General features: G+C 60.0%; 15 protein-coding genes. 5 read left to right on the top strand and 10 right to left on the bottom strand.

What is annotated here, in order from left to right:
• Positions 1 to 83: 83 nt before the first annotated feature.
• The 4 genes from H8F21_RS27250 to H8F21_RS27235 all read right to left on the bottom strand — a co-directional run bounded on the left by H8F21_RS27250 (position 84) and on the right by H8F21_RS27235 (position 5,455).
• Positions 84 to 1,733: a cyclic peptide export ABC transporter gene (locus H8F21_RS27250; protein ID WP_203585707.1), complete on the bottom strand. Its 1,650-nt coding sequence runs from the start codon at positions 1,731 to 1,733 to the stop codon at positions 84 to 86.
• Positions 1,734 to 1,868: 135 nt separating this feature from the next.
• Entirely contained in the window at positions 1,869 to 2,783 is a 915-nt protein-coding gene (locus H8F21_RS27245; RefSeq protein WP_203585706.1) for a formylglycine-generating enzyme family protein, read from the bottom strand.
• A 32-nt stretch (positions 2,784 to 2,815) separates the two neighbouring features.
• Positions 2,816 to 4,096, bottom strand: coding sequence for a pyoverdine-tailoring periplasmic protein PvdN (pvdN, locus tag H8F21_RS27240; RefSeq protein WP_203585705.1), 1,281 nt, complete (start codon positions 4,094 to 4,096; stop codon positions 2,816 to 2,818).
• 9 nt (positions 4,097 to 4,105) lie between these two features.
• Positions 4,106 to 5,455, bottom strand: a complete 1,350-nt coding sequence (locus H8F21_RS27235) for a dipeptidase (protein ID WP_203585704.1) — start codon at positions 5,453 to 5,455, stop codon at positions 4,106 to 4,108.
• Between the two features lie 204 nt (positions 5,456 to 5,659).
• Here H8F21_RS27235 and H8F21_RS27230 point away from each other — a divergent pair, with 204 nt between their 5' ends.
• Positions 5,660 to 6,997, top strand: a complete 1,338-nt coding sequence (locus H8F21_RS27230; RefSeq protein WP_203585703.1) for a lysine N(6)-hydroxylase/L-ornithine N(5)-oxygenase family protein — start codon at positions 5,660 to 5,662, stop codon at positions 6,995 to 6,997.
• 60 nt (positions 6,998 to 7,057) lie between these two features.
• Here the strand turns inward: H8F21_RS27230 and pvdM are convergent, their stop codons facing one another.
• Positions 7,058 to 8,404, bottom strand: a complete 1,347-nt coding sequence (gene pvdM, locus H8F21_RS27225) for a pyoverdine-tailoring dipeptidase-like protein PvdM (RefSeq protein WP_203585702.1) — start codon at positions 8,402 to 8,404, stop codon at positions 7,058 to 7,060.
• A gap of 184 nt (positions 8,405 to 8,588) precedes the next feature.
• Between pvdM and H8F21_RS27220 the strand changes: the two genes are divergently transcribed.
• Positions 8,589 to 9,029, top strand: coding sequence for a hypothetical protein (locus H8F21_RS27220; RefSeq protein WP_203585701.1), 441 nt, complete (start codon positions 8,589 to 8,591; stop codon positions 9,027 to 9,029).
• A 46-nt stretch (positions 9,030 to 9,075) separates the two neighbouring features.
• Here H8F21_RS27220 and pbpG read toward each other — a convergent pair whose 3' ends face one another.
• Complete coding sequence (pbpG, locus tag H8F21_RS27215) at positions 9,076 to 9,999, bottom strand: D-alanyl-D-alanine endopeptidase (RefSeq protein WP_203482354.1); 924 nt, start codon at positions 9,997 to 9,999, stop codon at positions 9,076 to 9,078.
• Between the two features lie 286 nt (positions 10,000 to 10,285).
• Here pbpG and H8F21_RS27210 point away from each other — a divergent pair, with 286 nt between their 5' ends.
• A complete protein-coding gene (locus tag H8F21_RS27210; RefSeq protein ID WP_203482352.1) occupies positions 10,286 to 10,696 on the top strand; it encodes a hypothetical protein in 411 nt (136 codons plus the stop codon).
• 204 nt (positions 10,697 to 10,900) lie between these two features.
• Here the strand turns inward: H8F21_RS27210 and H8F21_RS27205 are convergent, their stop codons facing one another.
• Positions 10,901 to 11,083 carry a hypothetical protein gene (locus H8F21_RS27205; RefSeq protein WP_203482350.1) on the bottom strand — a complete coding sequence of 61 codons (183 nt, stop codon included), beginning with the start codon at positions 11,081 to 11,083 and terminating at the stop codon, positions 10,901 to 10,903.
• Between the two features lie 159 nt (positions 11,084 to 11,242).
• Between H8F21_RS27205 and H8F21_RS27200 the strand changes: the two genes are divergently transcribed.
• Positions 11,243 to 12,061, top strand: coding sequence for a shikimate 5-dehydrogenase (locus tag H8F21_RS27200; protein WP_203482349.1), 819 nt, complete (start codon positions 11,243 to 11,245; stop codon positions 12,059 to 12,061).
• Between the two features lie 29 nt (positions 12,062 to 12,090).
• On the opposite strand, the gene H8F21_RS27195 is transcribed toward H8F21_RS27200, so the two are convergent.
• Together H8F21_RS27195 and sstT are read right to left on the bottom strand one after the other, a co-directional pair.
• Positions 12,091 to 12,735 carry a YceH family protein gene (locus H8F21_RS27195; RefSeq protein WP_203482344.1) on the bottom strand — a complete coding sequence of 215 codons (645 nt, stop codon included), beginning with the start codon at positions 12,733 to 12,735 and terminating at the stop codon, positions 12,091 to 12,093.
• A gap of 96 nt (positions 12,736 to 12,831) precedes the next feature.
• Entirely contained in the window at positions 12,832 to 14,043 is a 1,212-nt protein-coding gene (gene sstT, locus H8F21_RS27190) for a serine/threonine transporter SstT (protein ID WP_203482342.1), read from the bottom strand.
• Between the two features lie 214 nt (positions 14,044 to 14,257).
• Between sstT and H8F21_RS27185 the strand changes: the two genes are divergently transcribed.
• Entirely contained in the window at positions 14,258 to 15,412 is a 1,155-nt protein-coding gene (locus tag H8F21_RS27185; RefSeq protein ID WP_203482340.1) for an MFS transporter, read from the top strand.
• Here H8F21_RS27185 and nhaR read toward each other — a convergent pair.
• On the bottom strand, positions 15,402 to 16,298 hold the full coding sequence (gene nhaR, locus H8F21_RS27180) for a transcriptional activator NhaR (RefSeq protein ID WP_203482338.1): 897 nt from the start codon (positions 16,296 to 16,298) through the stop codon (positions 15,402 to 15,404). The two genes, H8F21_RS27185 and nhaR, sit on opposite strands and share 11 nt — an antisense overlap.
• Between the last annotated feature and the right edge of the window lie 55 nt (positions 16,299 to 16,353).

The raw sequence follows: 16,353 nt of genomic DNA, 5'->3' as shown, positions 1-16,353 counted from the left end.
GGAATTGTGCGTTCTCAGAAAGACGAAGGACGACGAGTCGGATTTAACGTAAAGCAGCGAACGGCGGGCGTTCGCTGAAGTTTTCAGGCGATGCTGGGTTCGCTGACAACCTTGCCGGCTTCCATGCGCAGCAAATGGTCGGCGATGTCGAAGTAGCGATCGTCATGGGAGATGACGATGATGGTCTTGCCCAGGCGTTTCAGGTCAGGCAGCAGCTCGGTGTAGAACACCCGGCGGAAGGCCGGGTCCTGGTCGGCGGCCCATTCATCGAAGACCAGTACCGGACGTTCATCCAGCCAGGCGCTGACAAGCGCCAGGCGCTTGCGCTGGCCGGTGGACAGGTCAGTGGTGGTGAACGCGCCATCGCGCACGCTGACCTTATGGGCGATTTCCAGGCGCTGCAGGTACTGGCCGGCATCGGCGGGCAGGGTACTGCCGTCTTTCATCAGGTCTTCGAACAGGAAGTAGTCGGCGAAGATCGTGGTGAAGTGCTGGCGGTAGTCGTCCAGGCTTTGCGCATCCACTGCGTTGCCATTGACCAGTACATGACCCTGATGGGGGGTGTAGAGGCCCAGCAACAGTTTGATCAGGGTGGTTTTGCCACAGCCGTTTTCACCGACGATAAACAGTATTTCGCCAGGGGCGATACTCAGGTTGACCGGCCCCAGGGTAAATGGATCACTGCCCGGCACGGCCGGGAAGCTGTACTGCACGTTGCGTAGCTCCAGACGCTCGAGCGCAGCCGGCGCGCTGTGCTCGGCATTGAGCAGCAGGTGCGGTTCCGGAGAAGAGAAACGTTCGGCCAGATCGGCGATGCGCCGGAAGGCAATCTGCGCGCGGCTGATGATCGGCAGGTTGCCAATTAGGCTTTCCAGCGGACCTTTCATGTACAGCAGCACCAGCACGAAGCCGCTGATTACTGCCGGATCATTGCTCGGCCATAGCGATTGCAGGGTCAAGGCCAGGCCAATGACCACGAAGAACAGCATGGTCCCCAGGCTCTTGGCGATCACGAAGATGTTGATCGAGCGTACGTGGGTGTCGCGGATATGGTCGGCGGTGCCTTGAATATTGCGGGTCAACATGGCGTGGCGACGGGGGCGATGAATGCGCAGTTCCTTGGCGCCTTCGGCAATGGCCTGATAGTGCTTTTGCAAGTCGTCTTCCGCTTCGCGCGCAGCGTTGAAACCACGCAACCCTTTGCGCTGAGCGATGTACTGAATGGCCGAGCCGACGCCGATAGCGGTCAGGGTAAGAAAGAAAATCGGCAGCGACAGGCTGGCCAGATACCCCATGCAGCCGACCACCACGGTCAGGGAAATGGCCAGTGGAGCAAAGGAAAAGGCGAAGTCGCTGATGGTGTCGACATCGTGGGTCAACACCGGGATGAGACGGTGGGTACGGTAGCGTTCAATCTGCTCGATCGGTGCCGACAGCACCTTGGCGCCCAGCTCCTTGCGCAGCTTGGCGATCACATGCTGGCCTACATAGTTGGTGCCGATATCGGCTGCGATGCTGCTCAGCAGCGCCACCACGCACAGGCCGATGAAGGCCAGCACGATACCCTTGCTCATGCCGTCTTCGTTGTGCAAGCCCTGATTGACCGTGGCGAGCAGGGCGGTAACGGCCAGGCCGCCGATGATGCCCAGAACAATGGAAAAAATCACCAACAGGCGGTACGGCTTGAGCAGGCTCAAGAGTTCGCGGGTGGCACTACGCGATGCTGCGGTCATGAAACTACCTCGTTCGCAACGGGCTGGGAGCCTAGGGCGGGGTGGACTGGCCCGTGAAGCGGGCGATGGCTGTGTGTTGGAAGACGAGCCAGGCGCGGGACGATTTAGCCGCGTTGCCTCCTGCCTGGCTGTCGATCAGAGCTCGCGCACCACGCGAAAGCCTATCCAGTCGCCACGGGTATCAGGGCGCCGGTAGTTGCGGTTGCCCGAACGTGAAAAAATCGGTGCTTCGGTCCAGTCGTTGCCGCGGATCATGCGGACCACGCAGTCGCCTTGCTTCCAGGCGCTGCCATCGCTGGGGGCGCCGACATAGCTGTCATTCTGGCAATCGGCAGTCCACTCGTAGACGTTGCCATGAGCGTCGTAGATGCCAAAGGCATTGGCCGCGTAGCTGCCCGCCGGGGCGAGAAAGCTGAAGCCGTCTTCCGGGCCATAGGTATTGGCGTGCTTGGCGATGCTGTAGGCCTTGCCTTGATCGCGTGGAAAAGGTTGCGCACCTTTGCTGCCACCGCGCGCAGCGTATTCGCGCTCGGCCTCACTGAGCAGGCGGTAGCGTTTGCCGGTCTTTTTCGACAGCCAGTCGGCATACGCCTGGGCTTCATGGAAATTCATGCAGACGGCTGGGTAGCGGTTCTTGTCGGCGCGCTTGTACTCGTCGCTGAGCGCATAGCGCGGTACACCGGCCAGGCACTCGCGGCCGGGACGGTCGTCGCCGTCGGGCATCTGGTAACCGCTGTCCTTGAGGTAGGCATTCCATTCACCGCTGAGTACCTGGAAGTGACTCATGGCGAAGGGCTTGCTGAACGTCACTGGGTGCATCGGACCTTCGTCGGCTTCGCGACCCTGTTCGTCTTCGGGGGTGCCCATGGTGAAGGTCCCGGCGGGCAGCACCACCATTGCCGGGCAGTCTTTACAATCCTTGAACACTTCACCGGGCTTATGGGCTTCGTCTGCCTGGGCCATTGCGGGGGCTAGGGTGACGAGCAAGGCGCCGAGCGCCAGGCCGGAAATGACCTTGGCTGTCGAGACATGGGGAGTCTGTGAATTCATTGCTCTCTCGTTTTCTAATGAAAGGGGCGGCGCTACACAGCCTTGGCGAGGATGGCCATGAAGCGTTCGATTTCGGCTTCGTTGTTGAGCAAACCCGGCGCCGTGCGCACCACGGGCCCAACGTCACGGTTGACGGCGTCGGCCACGACGCGTTGCTTCATCAGCGCGGCGGCAACCTTGTCACTGTCCTTGCCCTTGACCCGGAAAAAGCTGAAGCCCGAGGACAGCGCCGCGCTGCTCGGCGTTACCAGTTCTATCTGCGGCATGCCCTGCAAGCGTTGGCGTAAATCGGCATTGAGTTGGTGGATACGGGCCTGGACCTCGGCCTTGCCTAATTGCAGGTGCAGCTCAAAAGCCTTGTCCAGCGCCCAGCGGTGTTCGAAGGCGTGATAGCCGCCAGGGGTCATGCTGGTGGCAAAGTTGCTGTCCTGGGAAAAGGTCGGCACCAGTGGGGTAACATCCTTGAGTTGTTCCGAGCGGGCGCAGATGATCCCTGTGCCGCGTGGGCCGAACAGCCATTTGTGCGTGCCGGCAATGAAGAAGTCGCAATGCATGTCGGGAAAGTCGAGGTTTTCCACGCCAAACCCATGCACGCCGTCTACCACGTAGAGAATGCGCTCCTTGTCGTCGCGGTTGCGGTTGTGTTCGGCGACAAGCTGGCCGATTTCGCCGATGGGCAATTTGACGCCGCTGCCCGAATGCACCCAGGTCATGCCCAATACCCGCGTATTGGCGCGGATGTTGGCCGCAATGCTGCCCAGCACTTCGTCACTGGAAACACTGTGCGGGGCCTTGAACAGATCGATGCGCCGGACCTTGGTGCCTTCTCGCTCGGCGCGAAAGTTCAACACATGGTGGGTTGAATAGTGCTCGTGGCGGGTGGTGAGAATTTCCTGATCCGGGCGCACATGAATACCGCCATAAATCATCGCCAGCCCTTCGGTGGTGCTACCGGTGAGGGCGATCTGTGCCGGCTTGGCGTTCAAATAGCGCCCGGCCCATTTACGCACCTCGGCTTCGCGGGTCCAGGTTTCCTCCAGGTCCCAGTCCATGGCCAGGCCTGGATTGCGATCAAGGTTGGCACGGTGCTGGGCAATGGCCTCGCGCACCGGTCTAGGGTGCGAGGTGACGAGAAAGTTGGCAAAGTGGATGTAGGTCGGATCCTGGTCGAACAACTGGCGAAACTGCGCCCATTTATCACCGCCTGTGGGTGTTGGCACGGTGGCCTGGGCGTGTGTGCCGAAGGTGCCGGCCAGCGGCAGAGCGGCGGCGAGCAGCCCGGCCTGTTTGAGGAATGTTCTACGGTCGGTCATGGACAAGGTTCATCGCACGCTGAGAGTGTTTGAGGAATGCTGGACCTGGGCCCAGGCTCTGAGGAAGTTGCCGCCCCAGAGCTTGCCGATATCGGCTTCGGAGTAGCCGCGAGACAGCAGTTCGGCGGTGACGTTGCGGATCTGGCTGACATCCTCGAAACCGACGAGGCCGCCGCCGTCGTTGAAGTCGGAGCTGATGCCGACATGCTCGATACCGATGGTCTTTACCGCGTGATCGATGGCATTGCCGAAGTCGCTCAGGGTGGCCTTGGGTTCCACGGCGAGAATGGCGTACAGCGCTTTTGCATACTCGCCAAAGCGCTGTTCTGGCCAGGCGGTAATCGCCGGGTCACCCGGCATCAAGGCCCAGGCCTGGTTTGGCAGCGGCGGCAGTTCGAAGCGTTGGCGCAATCGTTCGATCTGGGTTCGGCTCGCCGGGCTGATCGGGCGCAGATAATCACCGTAGGTGGGGATCATGACTACGCCACCACTGGCGGCAATCAGGCGCAACTCGTCGTCATCCAGATTGCGCGGAATATCCACCAACGCCCGTGGGCCGGAGTGCGAGGCCACCAGCGGTGCGCGGCTGAGGGCGCTGACCTGGCGCAGGGCCTGGCTGGACATCTGCGATACATCAATAATCACGCCCAGGTCGTTGAGCCTGCGTACCGCCTGCTGGCCGAGCGGTGAAAGACCGCCCAGGGCGTTGGCAGTGTCGTGGAAGAACGGCATGGGGCGCGAAGAGTCGGCCCAGGCGTTGTTGCCCACGTAGTTGAAGCCAAACATGCGCAGGCCGCGGGCTGCCCAGAAGTCCAGTTGATCAAGGCTGGTGCCCAGTGGATAGGCATTGAGCATGCTGATGAATATCGCGAACTTACCTTCGCCTTGCAGCCTGCGAACGTCGTCCGCTGAATAGGCAATAGCCGCCTGCTCGGGAAAGTCGCGGGCCATGTTGTTGATGATGCGGTAGCTGGATTCCTGTTGCGCGCGTGCCTGGGCAACGAAGTGGGGGCCGGGGCGATGCGGGGCACCTTCGCCTTGCCAGATCGGCGGCCAGCCAAACACCGTAAGCGCCGCCGCGGACAGGCCACCACGCTGCAGCTTGGGTAAATCGAACTGGCCTTGGCTGTCGCCATCCAGTGGATTGTGTGCCGAACCCAGTGTCAGCGGCACACTGATATGCCCATCGAAGGTCAGCAGGCGTTTGTGAATGTCATTCGCCTGACGGATGACCGCGAAACTGTAGCCGGGGTTGTCCCGATAGCCCTGGTCCCAGGCCCACCAGCTTGCGCCTGCGCCGAGCGCGAGGAGCACGGGCAGGCCGAAACGCAAGGTGTGCTGCCAACGTGGTCGAGTCATTGCCTTCTCATGGTTCGCTGCTGTCTGGGGTGGACGAGCGCAGCGGGAAAAAATTTACTGCGCTACTGCCAGGTGTGAAGGCTGGTTAAATTTTCCCCGATTGTGCTCGTTCCTAGTCAACAGACGACCTGCCGCCTCGCCAATGACCGACAGGGTTACTTTGTTTCACCCCGACCATCGGGGCTTATCTGGAGGACACTGGATATGACTCAGGCAATTGAATCGGCCGTCGTACACGACTTGATCGGCATCGGCTTCGGCCCCTCGAACCTGGCCCTGGCCATCGCCCTGGAAGAGCGCGGACAAATCCAGGGCCCGCTCGATACCTTGTTTCTCGACAAACAGGCCGACTACCGTTGGCACGGCAATACGCTGGTAAGCCAGAGTGAGCTGCAGATATCCTTTCTCAAGGATCTGGTAACCCTGCGCAACCCAACCAGCCCGTACTCGTTTGTGAACTACCTCAAGCAGCACGGCCGTTTGGTCGACTTCATCAACCTGGGCACGTTTTATCCCTGCCGTATGGAGTTCAATGATTACCTGCGTTGGGTGGCGTCGCATTTCGAGGCGCACAGTCGCTATGGTGAAGAGGTGTTGCGGGTTGAGCCGGTGCTGAACAATCAGCTGGTTGAAGCATTGCGGGTCATATCCCGGGATGTGCAGGGTGTGGAGTTCGCACGTACCACGCGCGCTCTGGTGCTGAGCCCTGGGGGCACGCCGCGTATCCCAGCGATTTTCGAAGCACTCAAGAGTGATGCGCGGGTGTTCCATCACTCCCAGTACCTGGCACGCATGGCCAAGCAGCCTTGCGTTGACGGCAAGCCGATGCGAATCGCGATTGTCGGTGGCGGCCAGAGTGCTGCCGAGGCCTTTATCGACCTCAATGACAGCTACCCGTCGGCGCAGGTGGATTTGATCATCCGTGGTTCGGCACTCAAGCCTGCCGACGACAGCCCGTTCGTCAACGAAGTGTTTTCTCCAGAGTTCACCGACCTGGTGTTCCAGCAGCCGGTCAGCGAGCGCGAACGTTTGATCAGCGAGTACCACAACACCAACTATTCGGTGGTAGACCTGGACCTGATCGAACGTATCTACGCGATCTTCTATCGGCAGAAAGTCTCCGGTGTGGCCCGTCACGCGTTCCATACCCTGACTACACTGCAGCAGGCCAGGGCCACCGAGCAAGGTGTGGAACTGCTGATGCGCAACAACGCCACCGGCGAAACCCGCCTGCAAGGCTACGACGCCGTGGTGTTGGCCACCGGGTACGAGCGCCAGGTGCATCGCCAGTTGCTGGCGCCGCTGGAAGATTATCTGCATGACTATGAAGTCGATCGCAGCTACCGGCTGCTGACCGATGAACGTTGCAAGGCCAGCCTTTACATGCAGGGCTTCAGTCAGGCCAGTCACGGGTTGAGTGATACCTTGCTGTCGGTATTGCCGATCCGCGCCGACGAGATTGCCGCCTCGCTTTATGAGCACGACAAGTCGCGTGGACAGGTGCATGACGCGAAGGTGTCGCTGTTGGCCACGGCCAGCTAAGCGCTGCTGCCAATGAAAACGCCGCCTTGGTCAACCCGGGCGGCGTTTTTGTTGGTCGCGTCAGGGTGTGACGCTGGCAACCGGGTCTGCGGCTTTTTGCACCTGATCCCATACCCGCAGGAAGTTGCCGCCCCACAGCTTGCCGATATCGGCCTCGGAGTAACCGCGAGTCAGCAATTCGGCAGTGACGTTGCGGATCTCGCTGACATCCTGAAAGCCGTCGACACCGCCACCGTCGTTGAAATCCGAACTGATGCCGACGTGATCGATGCCAACTTTCTTCACCGTGTAGTCGATGGCATCGACGAGGTCCTTGAGGGTGGCCTTGGGCTCCTCCTCCAGGATGCCGTAGAGGCTGCCGGCGTACTCGCCAAAGCGCGCTTGCGGCCAGATGGCAATGATCGCATCCCCCGGCATCAAGGCGTTGGCCAGGCCTTGCAAGGGTTGCAGGTCAAAGCGTGCGCGCAACGCTTCAAGCTTGTCCAGGGTGGGTTTGCTCAGCGGTTTTAGGTAGGTGCCAAACGCGACCACCTGAATAACCCCGCCGCTGTTCTTGATCAGTTGCATTTCCTTGTCGCTGAGGTTGCGCGGGATGTCTACCAATGCCCGTGGCGCCGAATGTGAGGCAACCATGGGCGTGCGACTCAGGCGCGCGACATCTTCCAGGGCCAGGGTCGACATCTGCGAGACGTCGATAATGACGCCCAGTGCGTTGAGGCGTTTGACCGCCTGCTCGCCGAGCGGCGACAGGCCACCGAGGGCGTCGGCGGTGTCGTTGAAAAATGGCAACGGCCGCGAGGAATCCGCCCAATCGTTGTTGCCGGTGTAGCTGAAACCGAACATGCGCATGCCGCGGGCGGTCCACAGGTCCAGTTGTGACAGGTCGTGGCCCAGCGGGTAGGCATTGAGCATGCTGATGAAAATGGCGAATTTGCCTTCACGGTTGAGGCGCCGGAAGTCCTCGGGGGTGTAGGCGATTCCCACCTGGTTGGGAAAGTCGCGAACCATATTGCTGATGATTGTGTAGCGCACTTCCTGCTGGTGCCGGGCTTCATCGACAAACCCTGGAGTAGGGCGGTGCGGCGCATTCGGGCCGTTCCATAGCTCCGGCCAGCCGAACACGGTCAGGGCGGCGCCAGACAAGCGGCCCTTGCCGATCTTGACCAGATCCAGCTGAGCGGTACCGTCGGCGTCGAATTCGTGGCCGGCACTGCCCATGCTCAACGGCACGGTGACATGGCTGTCGAACGACAACATGTGTTCATGCAGGGCGCTCGCTTGCTCGATGATCGCGCGCGGGTAGCCTGGGGCCTCCCTGGTGTACAGGTAACCTGCTACAACTGCGGACACTGCCAGGGCCAGGGGCAGGCCGATGTACAACGCTTTTCGGGTGCGGGTCTGAGTCATTGCCATCTCGACGCTGGGGCTGATCGGAGCGGCTTGCCCAGCGCGTGAGAGTGCCTGGGGCGAAGCTTGGGTATCAGGAGGGACGAGTGGCGAACCAGGAAATTTAACGCGAGGGCCATACTCAAGTTGTGCAGTAATCGGCCGATAGGAAGGTCAACCCATACACCTTCAGGATGATGAACGCATGGTCGGCATTACACTGGTATCGAACAATGCAATCCCATTAAACGGTGTGACCACCGGGGCTGTGAACATCAATGTCGGCGCTGAGGCGCAGGCGGCGAAAACCGAAGAAGAGCCGCTCAAGCTGAGCTTTTCTGGCGCTGCCGCCAGCAACAAGAGCGAGGCCAACGAATCTGTTGAAAGCGGCGAACCCGAGCACATCCAGCAACTGCGCAAGATGATCGAGCGCCTGCGAAAGCAACTGGAGCAGCAACAAAGGCAGCTTCAGGAAATCATGAGCAGCAACATGGAAGCGACCGCCAAGGCTTCGGCAGTCGCCGCCGCACAATCTGCGGTGAGCGCAACCATGAGTGCGCTCATGACCGCCAATGCGCAGTTGGTCAAGGCCCTGCTGGACGCCGGCGGCGGTGGTGCTGGAAGCATGGTCAGCACCACGGCTTGAACACCGGTGGGCCTGGCGGGCAAGCCGCGCCGGCCCGGCACATCAGTCAGTCAATCTGCGGGCGGTTCTGGCTGCGCTCGGATTTGTAGCGCATGGCTACGGCAGGTGCAGGTTTGGTGCTCCCGGTTTCCAGCCACTGGCGCATGCGGCTGGCGTCGGCGAAGTGGGTGTACTTGCCGAAAGCATCGAGAATCACCATGGCCACCGGACGGTTATCCATCTTCGTCAACAACACCAGGCAATGTCCGGCATCGTTGGTGAAACCGGTTTTGGTCAGGTCGATATCCCAGTTGCTCTTGTTGACCAGGTGGTCGGTGTTGCGAAAGCCCAGTGTGTAATTAGGCTTGCGGAACGCCACGGTTTTCTCGCGGGTGGTGCTCAATTGGCTGAGCATCGGATATTTGCGCGCAGCCAGCAGCAACTTGCCCAGGTCACGTGCGGTGGAGACGTTGCTGGTCGACAAGCCTGTGGGTTCGACATAACGGGTGTGGGCCATGCCCAAGGCCTTGGCCTTGGCGTTCATCGCCTTGATGAATGCGTTGTAGCCGCCTGGATAATTGTGCGCCAGCGTCGAGGCCGCACGGTTTTCCGAAGACATCAAGGTAATCAGCAGCGTTTCCCGGCGACTGAGCTGGCTGCCCAGGCGTACCCGTGAATACACCCCTTTCATTTCCTTGTTCTGGGCGATGGTCATGGTGAGCATTTCATCCATGTTCTGCTTGGCGTCGAGCACCACCATGCCGGTCATCAGCTTGGTCACCGAGGCGATGGGAACTACCCGGTCGGCATTGTTGGCGTAAAGCACCTTGTTGGTCTGCAAATCGATCAACAAGGCAGCGCCAGAGGCCAGGTGCAACTTGGCAGGATCGCGTTGCACTTGGGCAGGGGGTTGCGCAGCAGTGGCCGTTGGGACAGTCGCGGTACTGGTGAGCAACAGCAGCAGGCTTAGAATCGAAAGGGAGGTTTTCACGTCAATGCTCACTAAAAGTTGGTATGTTGTTGGCTGTGCAAGGGTTTTCCCCCAAAAAAACGCTCGCATTCTGGAGTATGGCCTAGAGTCTGTCGATTAGCCTGTGATCATTGGGCCATATATGAAGTAAATTTAATCCTGGCTTTTTTCCAGCGAATCAATAGCGGCTATTCACGTGTGATGTGAAGCCTTCCACGCCTTGGCTTTTGCACCTGTAAGACTTCAGCGCACCACGCTACAGTACAGCGAACAAGTAGTGCCCAAACCAAGAACAAGGAGGTTACTAATGCTTGCGAAGCTGTTGGTGACGGTTGGAATCGTCTTTTACGCCGTGGTCGTACCGATCTTTGAGGTCAACGACACTCATGTTTTCAACACGGCCTGGGAACCCCACGCTCGGCTGCATGAGACCTGGCAATTGTTTACCAACACGGCAATTGGAGCCTTTAGTGTCTGGCTCGTCTGGGGCAAGGACAACCTCAAGTTAGCGAGCCTTCTTACTGTGTTCGTAACCGGTGGGTTCTTAATGGCGTACTGGTTGCAGGATGGGTACGGTGGCTCGATGGTGCTTACCGACGGTTCAGAGAAAATGATCTTCGGGATCAACTTGGGCCTTTTTGCGTACACGCTGGCTATTCTGCTCGCGGGTGTGGCAATCGCCATCGAGTGGCGGCACCGAATGCAAGCAGATACCTGACCTTTTCACGCTGGCGCATTAAATTACAGGACCTGCATGAGGATCGCGTGCAAGCGATCCAAGGCTGGGGCAAGAGCGCAGGTTGAAGGTTGCCAGCATTTTCTAGCAACTTTGTGAGGATCTTCGCCCGCCCATAAAAAGCCCCGCCAAAAGGCGGGGCAAGGGGAGTGCGGAGCAACGCACGATAAAACGGATCGATTCACCTCATGCGTGAAGACTGGCGTTCTGCATGCGGCTGGCCAGGTTCTGGGCGGCAGTCAGCGAAGTCAGCGGCCCGGACACTTGTTCACCATCGCGAACCAGATACCAGCAAGCCAGCAGGCCCAGGTTCCTGAGCGAGGCGGGAACGGCGCTACCGATTACGGACATAATGTTGATAGGGGCCATGGGGACTCTCCTGCGATTCATGGGCCTACCTTAAGGGCTGCTGCGCGCAGGTTGAAATCAACTGGCTCGATAGTGCTCATCACTGTCATCGACCCTGGCCATACAACGTCGATCGACACATCTGTGCATAATGCCGACTCGATTGCAGAGGAGAGCCGTATGGCCCATGTTCCCGGCAAAGACACTGTGTTGTGCATTTCGCTGGCCGGTCGTCCCGGTACCTTTGGTGTACGTTTTCATAATTACCTGTACCAATTACTGGGCCTTGATTACTACTACAAGGCCATGACCACGCAAGATTTGCCAGCAGCAGTAGGCGGCATACGTGCCTTGGGCATTCGCGGTTGTGGTGTGTCGATGCCTTATAAAGAAGCCTGTATGGCCCTGGTCGATGAGATCGACCCGTCGGCCGCGGCTATCGAGTCGATCAACACCATCGTCAATGACGCCGGCAGGCTCAAGGCCTACAACACCGATTACCTGGCTGTGCGACATTTGCTAGAGCAGCATCGCGTGGATCCGGGTACCGCGTTTGCGCTGCGTGGCAGTGGTGGTATGGCCAAGGCCGTGGCCAGCGCCTTGCGCGATGCAGGATTTACCCAAGGCACGATCGTTGCGCGCAATGAGCAGGCGGGTCGCCAGTTGGCCGACAGCTGCGACTACCGTTGGCTGGCGGAGCTGGGAGATTTGTGCCCACCGATGCTGATCAATGTAACGCCGATCGGCATGGCGGGCGGCATCGAGGCTGAGCAACTGGCGTTTGGCCTTGAGGCGATCGCGGCGGCGCAGAGGGTGTTCGATGTTGTGGCGATGCCGGCGCGTACGCCGCTGATCATCGAGGCCCAGAAGCAGGGCAAGGCGGTGATTACCGGGTTGGAGGTGATTGCCCTGCAGGCACTGGAGCAGTTCGTGCTGTATACCGGCGTGCGGCCGACGGCTGAGCAGGTAGCGCAGGCGGTGGCCTACGCCAGAGCGTAGGCTTTGAGCCCGACGGCTAATTCGTCGATTTATTCCAGCTGCGCCAGTCGCTCTTCCAGCGCGGCAATCCGTGCTTCTAGTGCTTCGATACGCTCCAGCGATACTGCGCCACCCACGCTGCGCTCCGGGCCTTGCTGGCGCGCAGCAAGAATGCTCTCGATTTCGGCAGGATCACCCAAGGAATGGGTGTAACGGTCTTCGCGCTGGCCTGCCTGGCGCGGCAGGTGCAGGGCAAAGCCCCGAGCAATCAGGCGCTCGAGCTGATGCACCACTTGCTCGCTGTCCTCGAACTCATGCATGCGGCTGCTGCGGGTCAGCAGTTCGTTCACCGTCTGCGGTCCGCGCAGGAACATCAAGCCCAATAACGTGACTTGGGCTGGCACCAGTTCCAGGGCTTTGTCCACGCGGTGCTCCCAGCGGTCGGCGCGGCTACCCATCTGCAGACGCGTCAGGCCTTGGCCTTCAAGGGCGCGCAGGGCCTGGCCGACCTGGCCCTGGCTCAGGTTCATCACCGGTTCACGGCTGGTTTTCTGATTGCAGGCCAGCACTAGGGCGTTCAAGGTCAGCGGGTAGGTTTCCGGGCTGGTGGCCTGTTTCTCGATCAGTGAGCCAAGTACGCGGATCTCGGTGCTGTTGAAGCGGGCTTCGGAAGGGGATTGCTGATCGTCGGACATGACCCTGTCTCTATGCGAAGTAAGGCCTCTAGCCTAGGTGCGTGGCAGGGTAAAATACAAGCAGCCGGTGCAGGGCACACCGGCTGCGGGTCAGGCTCAGGCGTTGCGGCGCTCTTCGCCCATACAGGCGGCAGCGGTGAACAGCACGTCGGTAGAGGAGTTCAGCGCGGTTTCCGCCGAGTCTTGCAGCACACCGATGATGAAGCCGACAGCCACGACTTGCATGGCGATTTCGCTGGGGATGCCGAACAGACTGCAGGCCAGTGGAATCAGCAGCAGCGAACCACCGGCGACACCCGAAGCGCCACAGGCGCAGACAGCAGCTACAACACTGAGCAGGATAGCGGTCGGGATGTCGACGGCAATACCCAGGGTGTGTACTGCTGCCAGTGTCAGCACGGTAATGGTGATTGCCGCGCCCGCCATGTTGATGGTCGCACCCAGTGGGATCGATACCGAATAGGTGTCTTCATGCAGGCCAAGGCGCTCGCTCAGGGCCAGGTTGACGGGAATGTTGGCCGCCGAACTGCGGGTGAAAAATGCGGTGATACCGCTTTCACGCAGGCACAGAAGCACCAACGGGAAAGGGTTGCGGCGAATTTTCCAGAACACGATGAGCGGGTTGATCACCAGTGCCACGAACAACATACAGCCGATCAGCACGGCCAACAAATGCAGGTAACCCAGCAGCGCGTCCAGGCCAGACTGGGCGAGGGTCGAGGCAACCAGGCCGAAGATACCCAGTGGGGCGAAACGAATCACTACGCGAACGATCAGAGTGACACCGTTGGACAAGTCTTCGACCACCGTGCGAGTCGTGGGCCCGGCGTGACGAATAGCCACACCCAGACCGATGGCCCAGGCCAGGATGCCGATGAAATTGGCGTTCATCAGGGCGCTCACCGGGTTGTCGACAACGCTCAGCAGCAAACTCTGCAGTACTTCGGCAATACCGCCGGGAGCGCTCAAGGCGACATCCGAGGTGCTCAATGCCAGGTTCGACGGAAAGAGCATGCTGGCGGCCACCGCGACTACGGCGGCGGCAAAGGTACCGAACAGGTACAGGACCAGGATCGGGCGAATGTGGGTTTCGGTGCCGTGTTTATGGTTGGCGATAGAGGCCATTACCAGGATAAACACCAGAATCGGCGCCACAGCCTTCAGCGCCGAGACAAACACCTTGCCGATAAAGCCCAGGTCCAGGGCGATTTGCGGGGCGGTCAACGCCAGGGCGATACCGGCCACAAGGCCGATCATGATCTGCAGTACCAGACTGGTACGGTTCAACAGCTTTAGAACAGGGGTCATGTCGGGTGTTTCTCAGTCTTGTAAAGGGGCAGCCGGCCCAATGCGGTGCCAGATGTACCGCAGTACAGGCGACCAGGACCATTAAAGGGCCGCGACTTTAGCACAGCGGGTCACAATTGGTGATTGCCTGTGTCAGTGCGTAGGACGGGCGTGTAGTATGCGCGCCCCTTGGAAACGGCTCAGCGCCGTGAATGTTTAGATCGCTGGAGTGTAGATGTTACTGCCGATTCTGCTGCTGGCTGCTGCCGGCTTCACTGTATTGACCACTGAGTTCGTGATCGTCGGGTTGCTGCCGGGCATCGCTCGCGACCTGGCGGTGAGTGTGCCCCAGGCAGGGCTGTTGGTGACCCTGTTTGCTTTCACCGTGGCCTGCTTTGGCCCTTTTCTTACCGCCTGGTGTGCACGCTTGGAGCGCAAGCGCCTGTTCGTCGGCATTCTGTTGCTGTTCGCCGCCTGCAATCTGCTGGCAGCCATTGCGCCGAATATCTACGTAATGGGGCTGGCGCGGTTGCTGCCGGCGTTGGGGTTGCCGGTCTTCTGGTCGCTGGCCAGTGAAACGGCAGTTGATATTGTTGGGCCGGCGTACGCCGGGCGGGCGATATCCAAGATCAGTTTTGGCGTGGTGTGTGCCACGGTGTTCGGCATTCCTGTCGGCACCTTGGTGGGTGACGCCCTGGGCTGGCGCGCCGCTTTCGCTTTGCTGGCACTGCTGGCCCTGGCCAAGGCGTTGCTGCTGCACCTTTACCTGCCGCGCACCCCTCGCCATAACCAGGCCACCTCCTTACGCGGGCAATTCGGTATTTTGCGTAGTCGCTTGCTCCAGGGGCATGTACTGCTGTCGGTACTGGTGTTCAGCGGCATGTTCACCGTTTATACCTACCTGGCCGACATTCTGGAGCGCTTGGCCGGGTTCGATGGGGCTAGGGTAGGCTGGTATTTGATGGGCTTCGGCGCTGTTGGCCTGATCGGCAACAGCTTGGGCGGGCGAGCGGTGGATCGTCATCCGCTGCTGGCTTCGGGCGGCTTTTGTGCGTTGATGCTGGTTGGCTTGGTTGCCCTGGTACCGAGTATTCACTCCACTTATGGCCTGATCGGCGCGCTGGCGATCTGGGGTGCAACTCAGGCGGCGCTGTTTCTGGTCAGTCACGTGCGTCTGATCAAGGCCGCGCCCAAGGCGCCAGCTTTTGCGGCTTCGCTGAACATCGCCGGGGCAAACCTTGGGATCGGCCTGGGGGCGATTATTGGTGGTCAGGTGATTGAAAGCCTGGGCCTGGCTAGTCTCGGTTACGTCGCTGCACTGCTGATCGGGTTGTCGGTTCTCCTGGCCCTGGGGTTGATGCGTGTACGCGGTAGCGTCGCTACCAGTTGAATAACTGGCGCCGGGCCCCTTCGGTGATTGCGATGATGCCCGGATGCTTGACCTTGCGCTCCACCGAAATGGCATAGAACGACTCGATGACCGCGTCGGTCTGGCCAATCAGTTGCACGCCGTAATGGCGGCAGACTTCATCGGCGATGACACTAGGGCCAATGAAGATACCGCTACCGGATTGACCGAAGGCCTGCATGAGCGCGCTGTCGTCGAATTCGCCAACGATTCGCGGTTGAATCTGCTGCTCGGCGAACCAGCGCAGCAAGCGGCTACGAACGACGGTTTCCTGCCCGGGGATCAGCAACGGGGCATGTTGCAGGCACGCGGGGAACGTTTCGCCCAGGCTGGCGGCCAGGGCAGGGGTGGCGAAAAAGCTGATGCCACATTCCCCCAGGCGCTGACTGTAGCCCTTGATGTCCAGGTGGCTGGGCATGGGGCTGTCGGATATCACCAAGTCCAGGCGTTGAATCGCAAGGTCTGCGAGCAGGCGTTCCAGCTTGTCTTCGCGGCAACTCAGGCGCAGGGCATCTTCCATTTCCATGGTCGGTGCCAGCAGTCGGTAGACAATGGATTTGGGCACCACATCGGCCACCCCGACGCGAAAAAGAATTTGCTGTTCATCTGGGCGAGCACGCAGCATAGCTTCCAGCTCGCCGCCAATTTGAAACATCTGTTCGGCGTAGGTCAGCGCCTGACGCCCGCTTTCGCTCAGTTCCAGCTGTCGCCCGACACGGCGAAACAGTTCAATGCCATAGGTTTGTTCGAGCAGGCTGATCTGTCCGCTGATGGTTTGCGGGGTCAGGTTCAACTGCTCGCTGGCCCGCACAATGCTACCTGTGCGGGCGACCACCCAGAAGTAGTGCAGCTGTCGATAGTTGAGCATGCGATGTCTCGATTCGTAAAAACCGAAGTATAACTGCTGAAAATACGAATTTTCC

Source organism: Pseudomonas arcuscaelestis, assembly GCF_016881005.1.
Classification (GTDB): domain Bacteria; phylum Pseudomonadota; class Gammaproteobacteria; order Pseudomonadales; family Pseudomonadaceae; genus Aquipseudomonas; species Aquipseudomonas arcuscaelestis.
The sequence above is the reverse complement of the archived record's forward strand: the minus strand, read 5'-3'. Positions and strand labels throughout refer to the sequence as shown.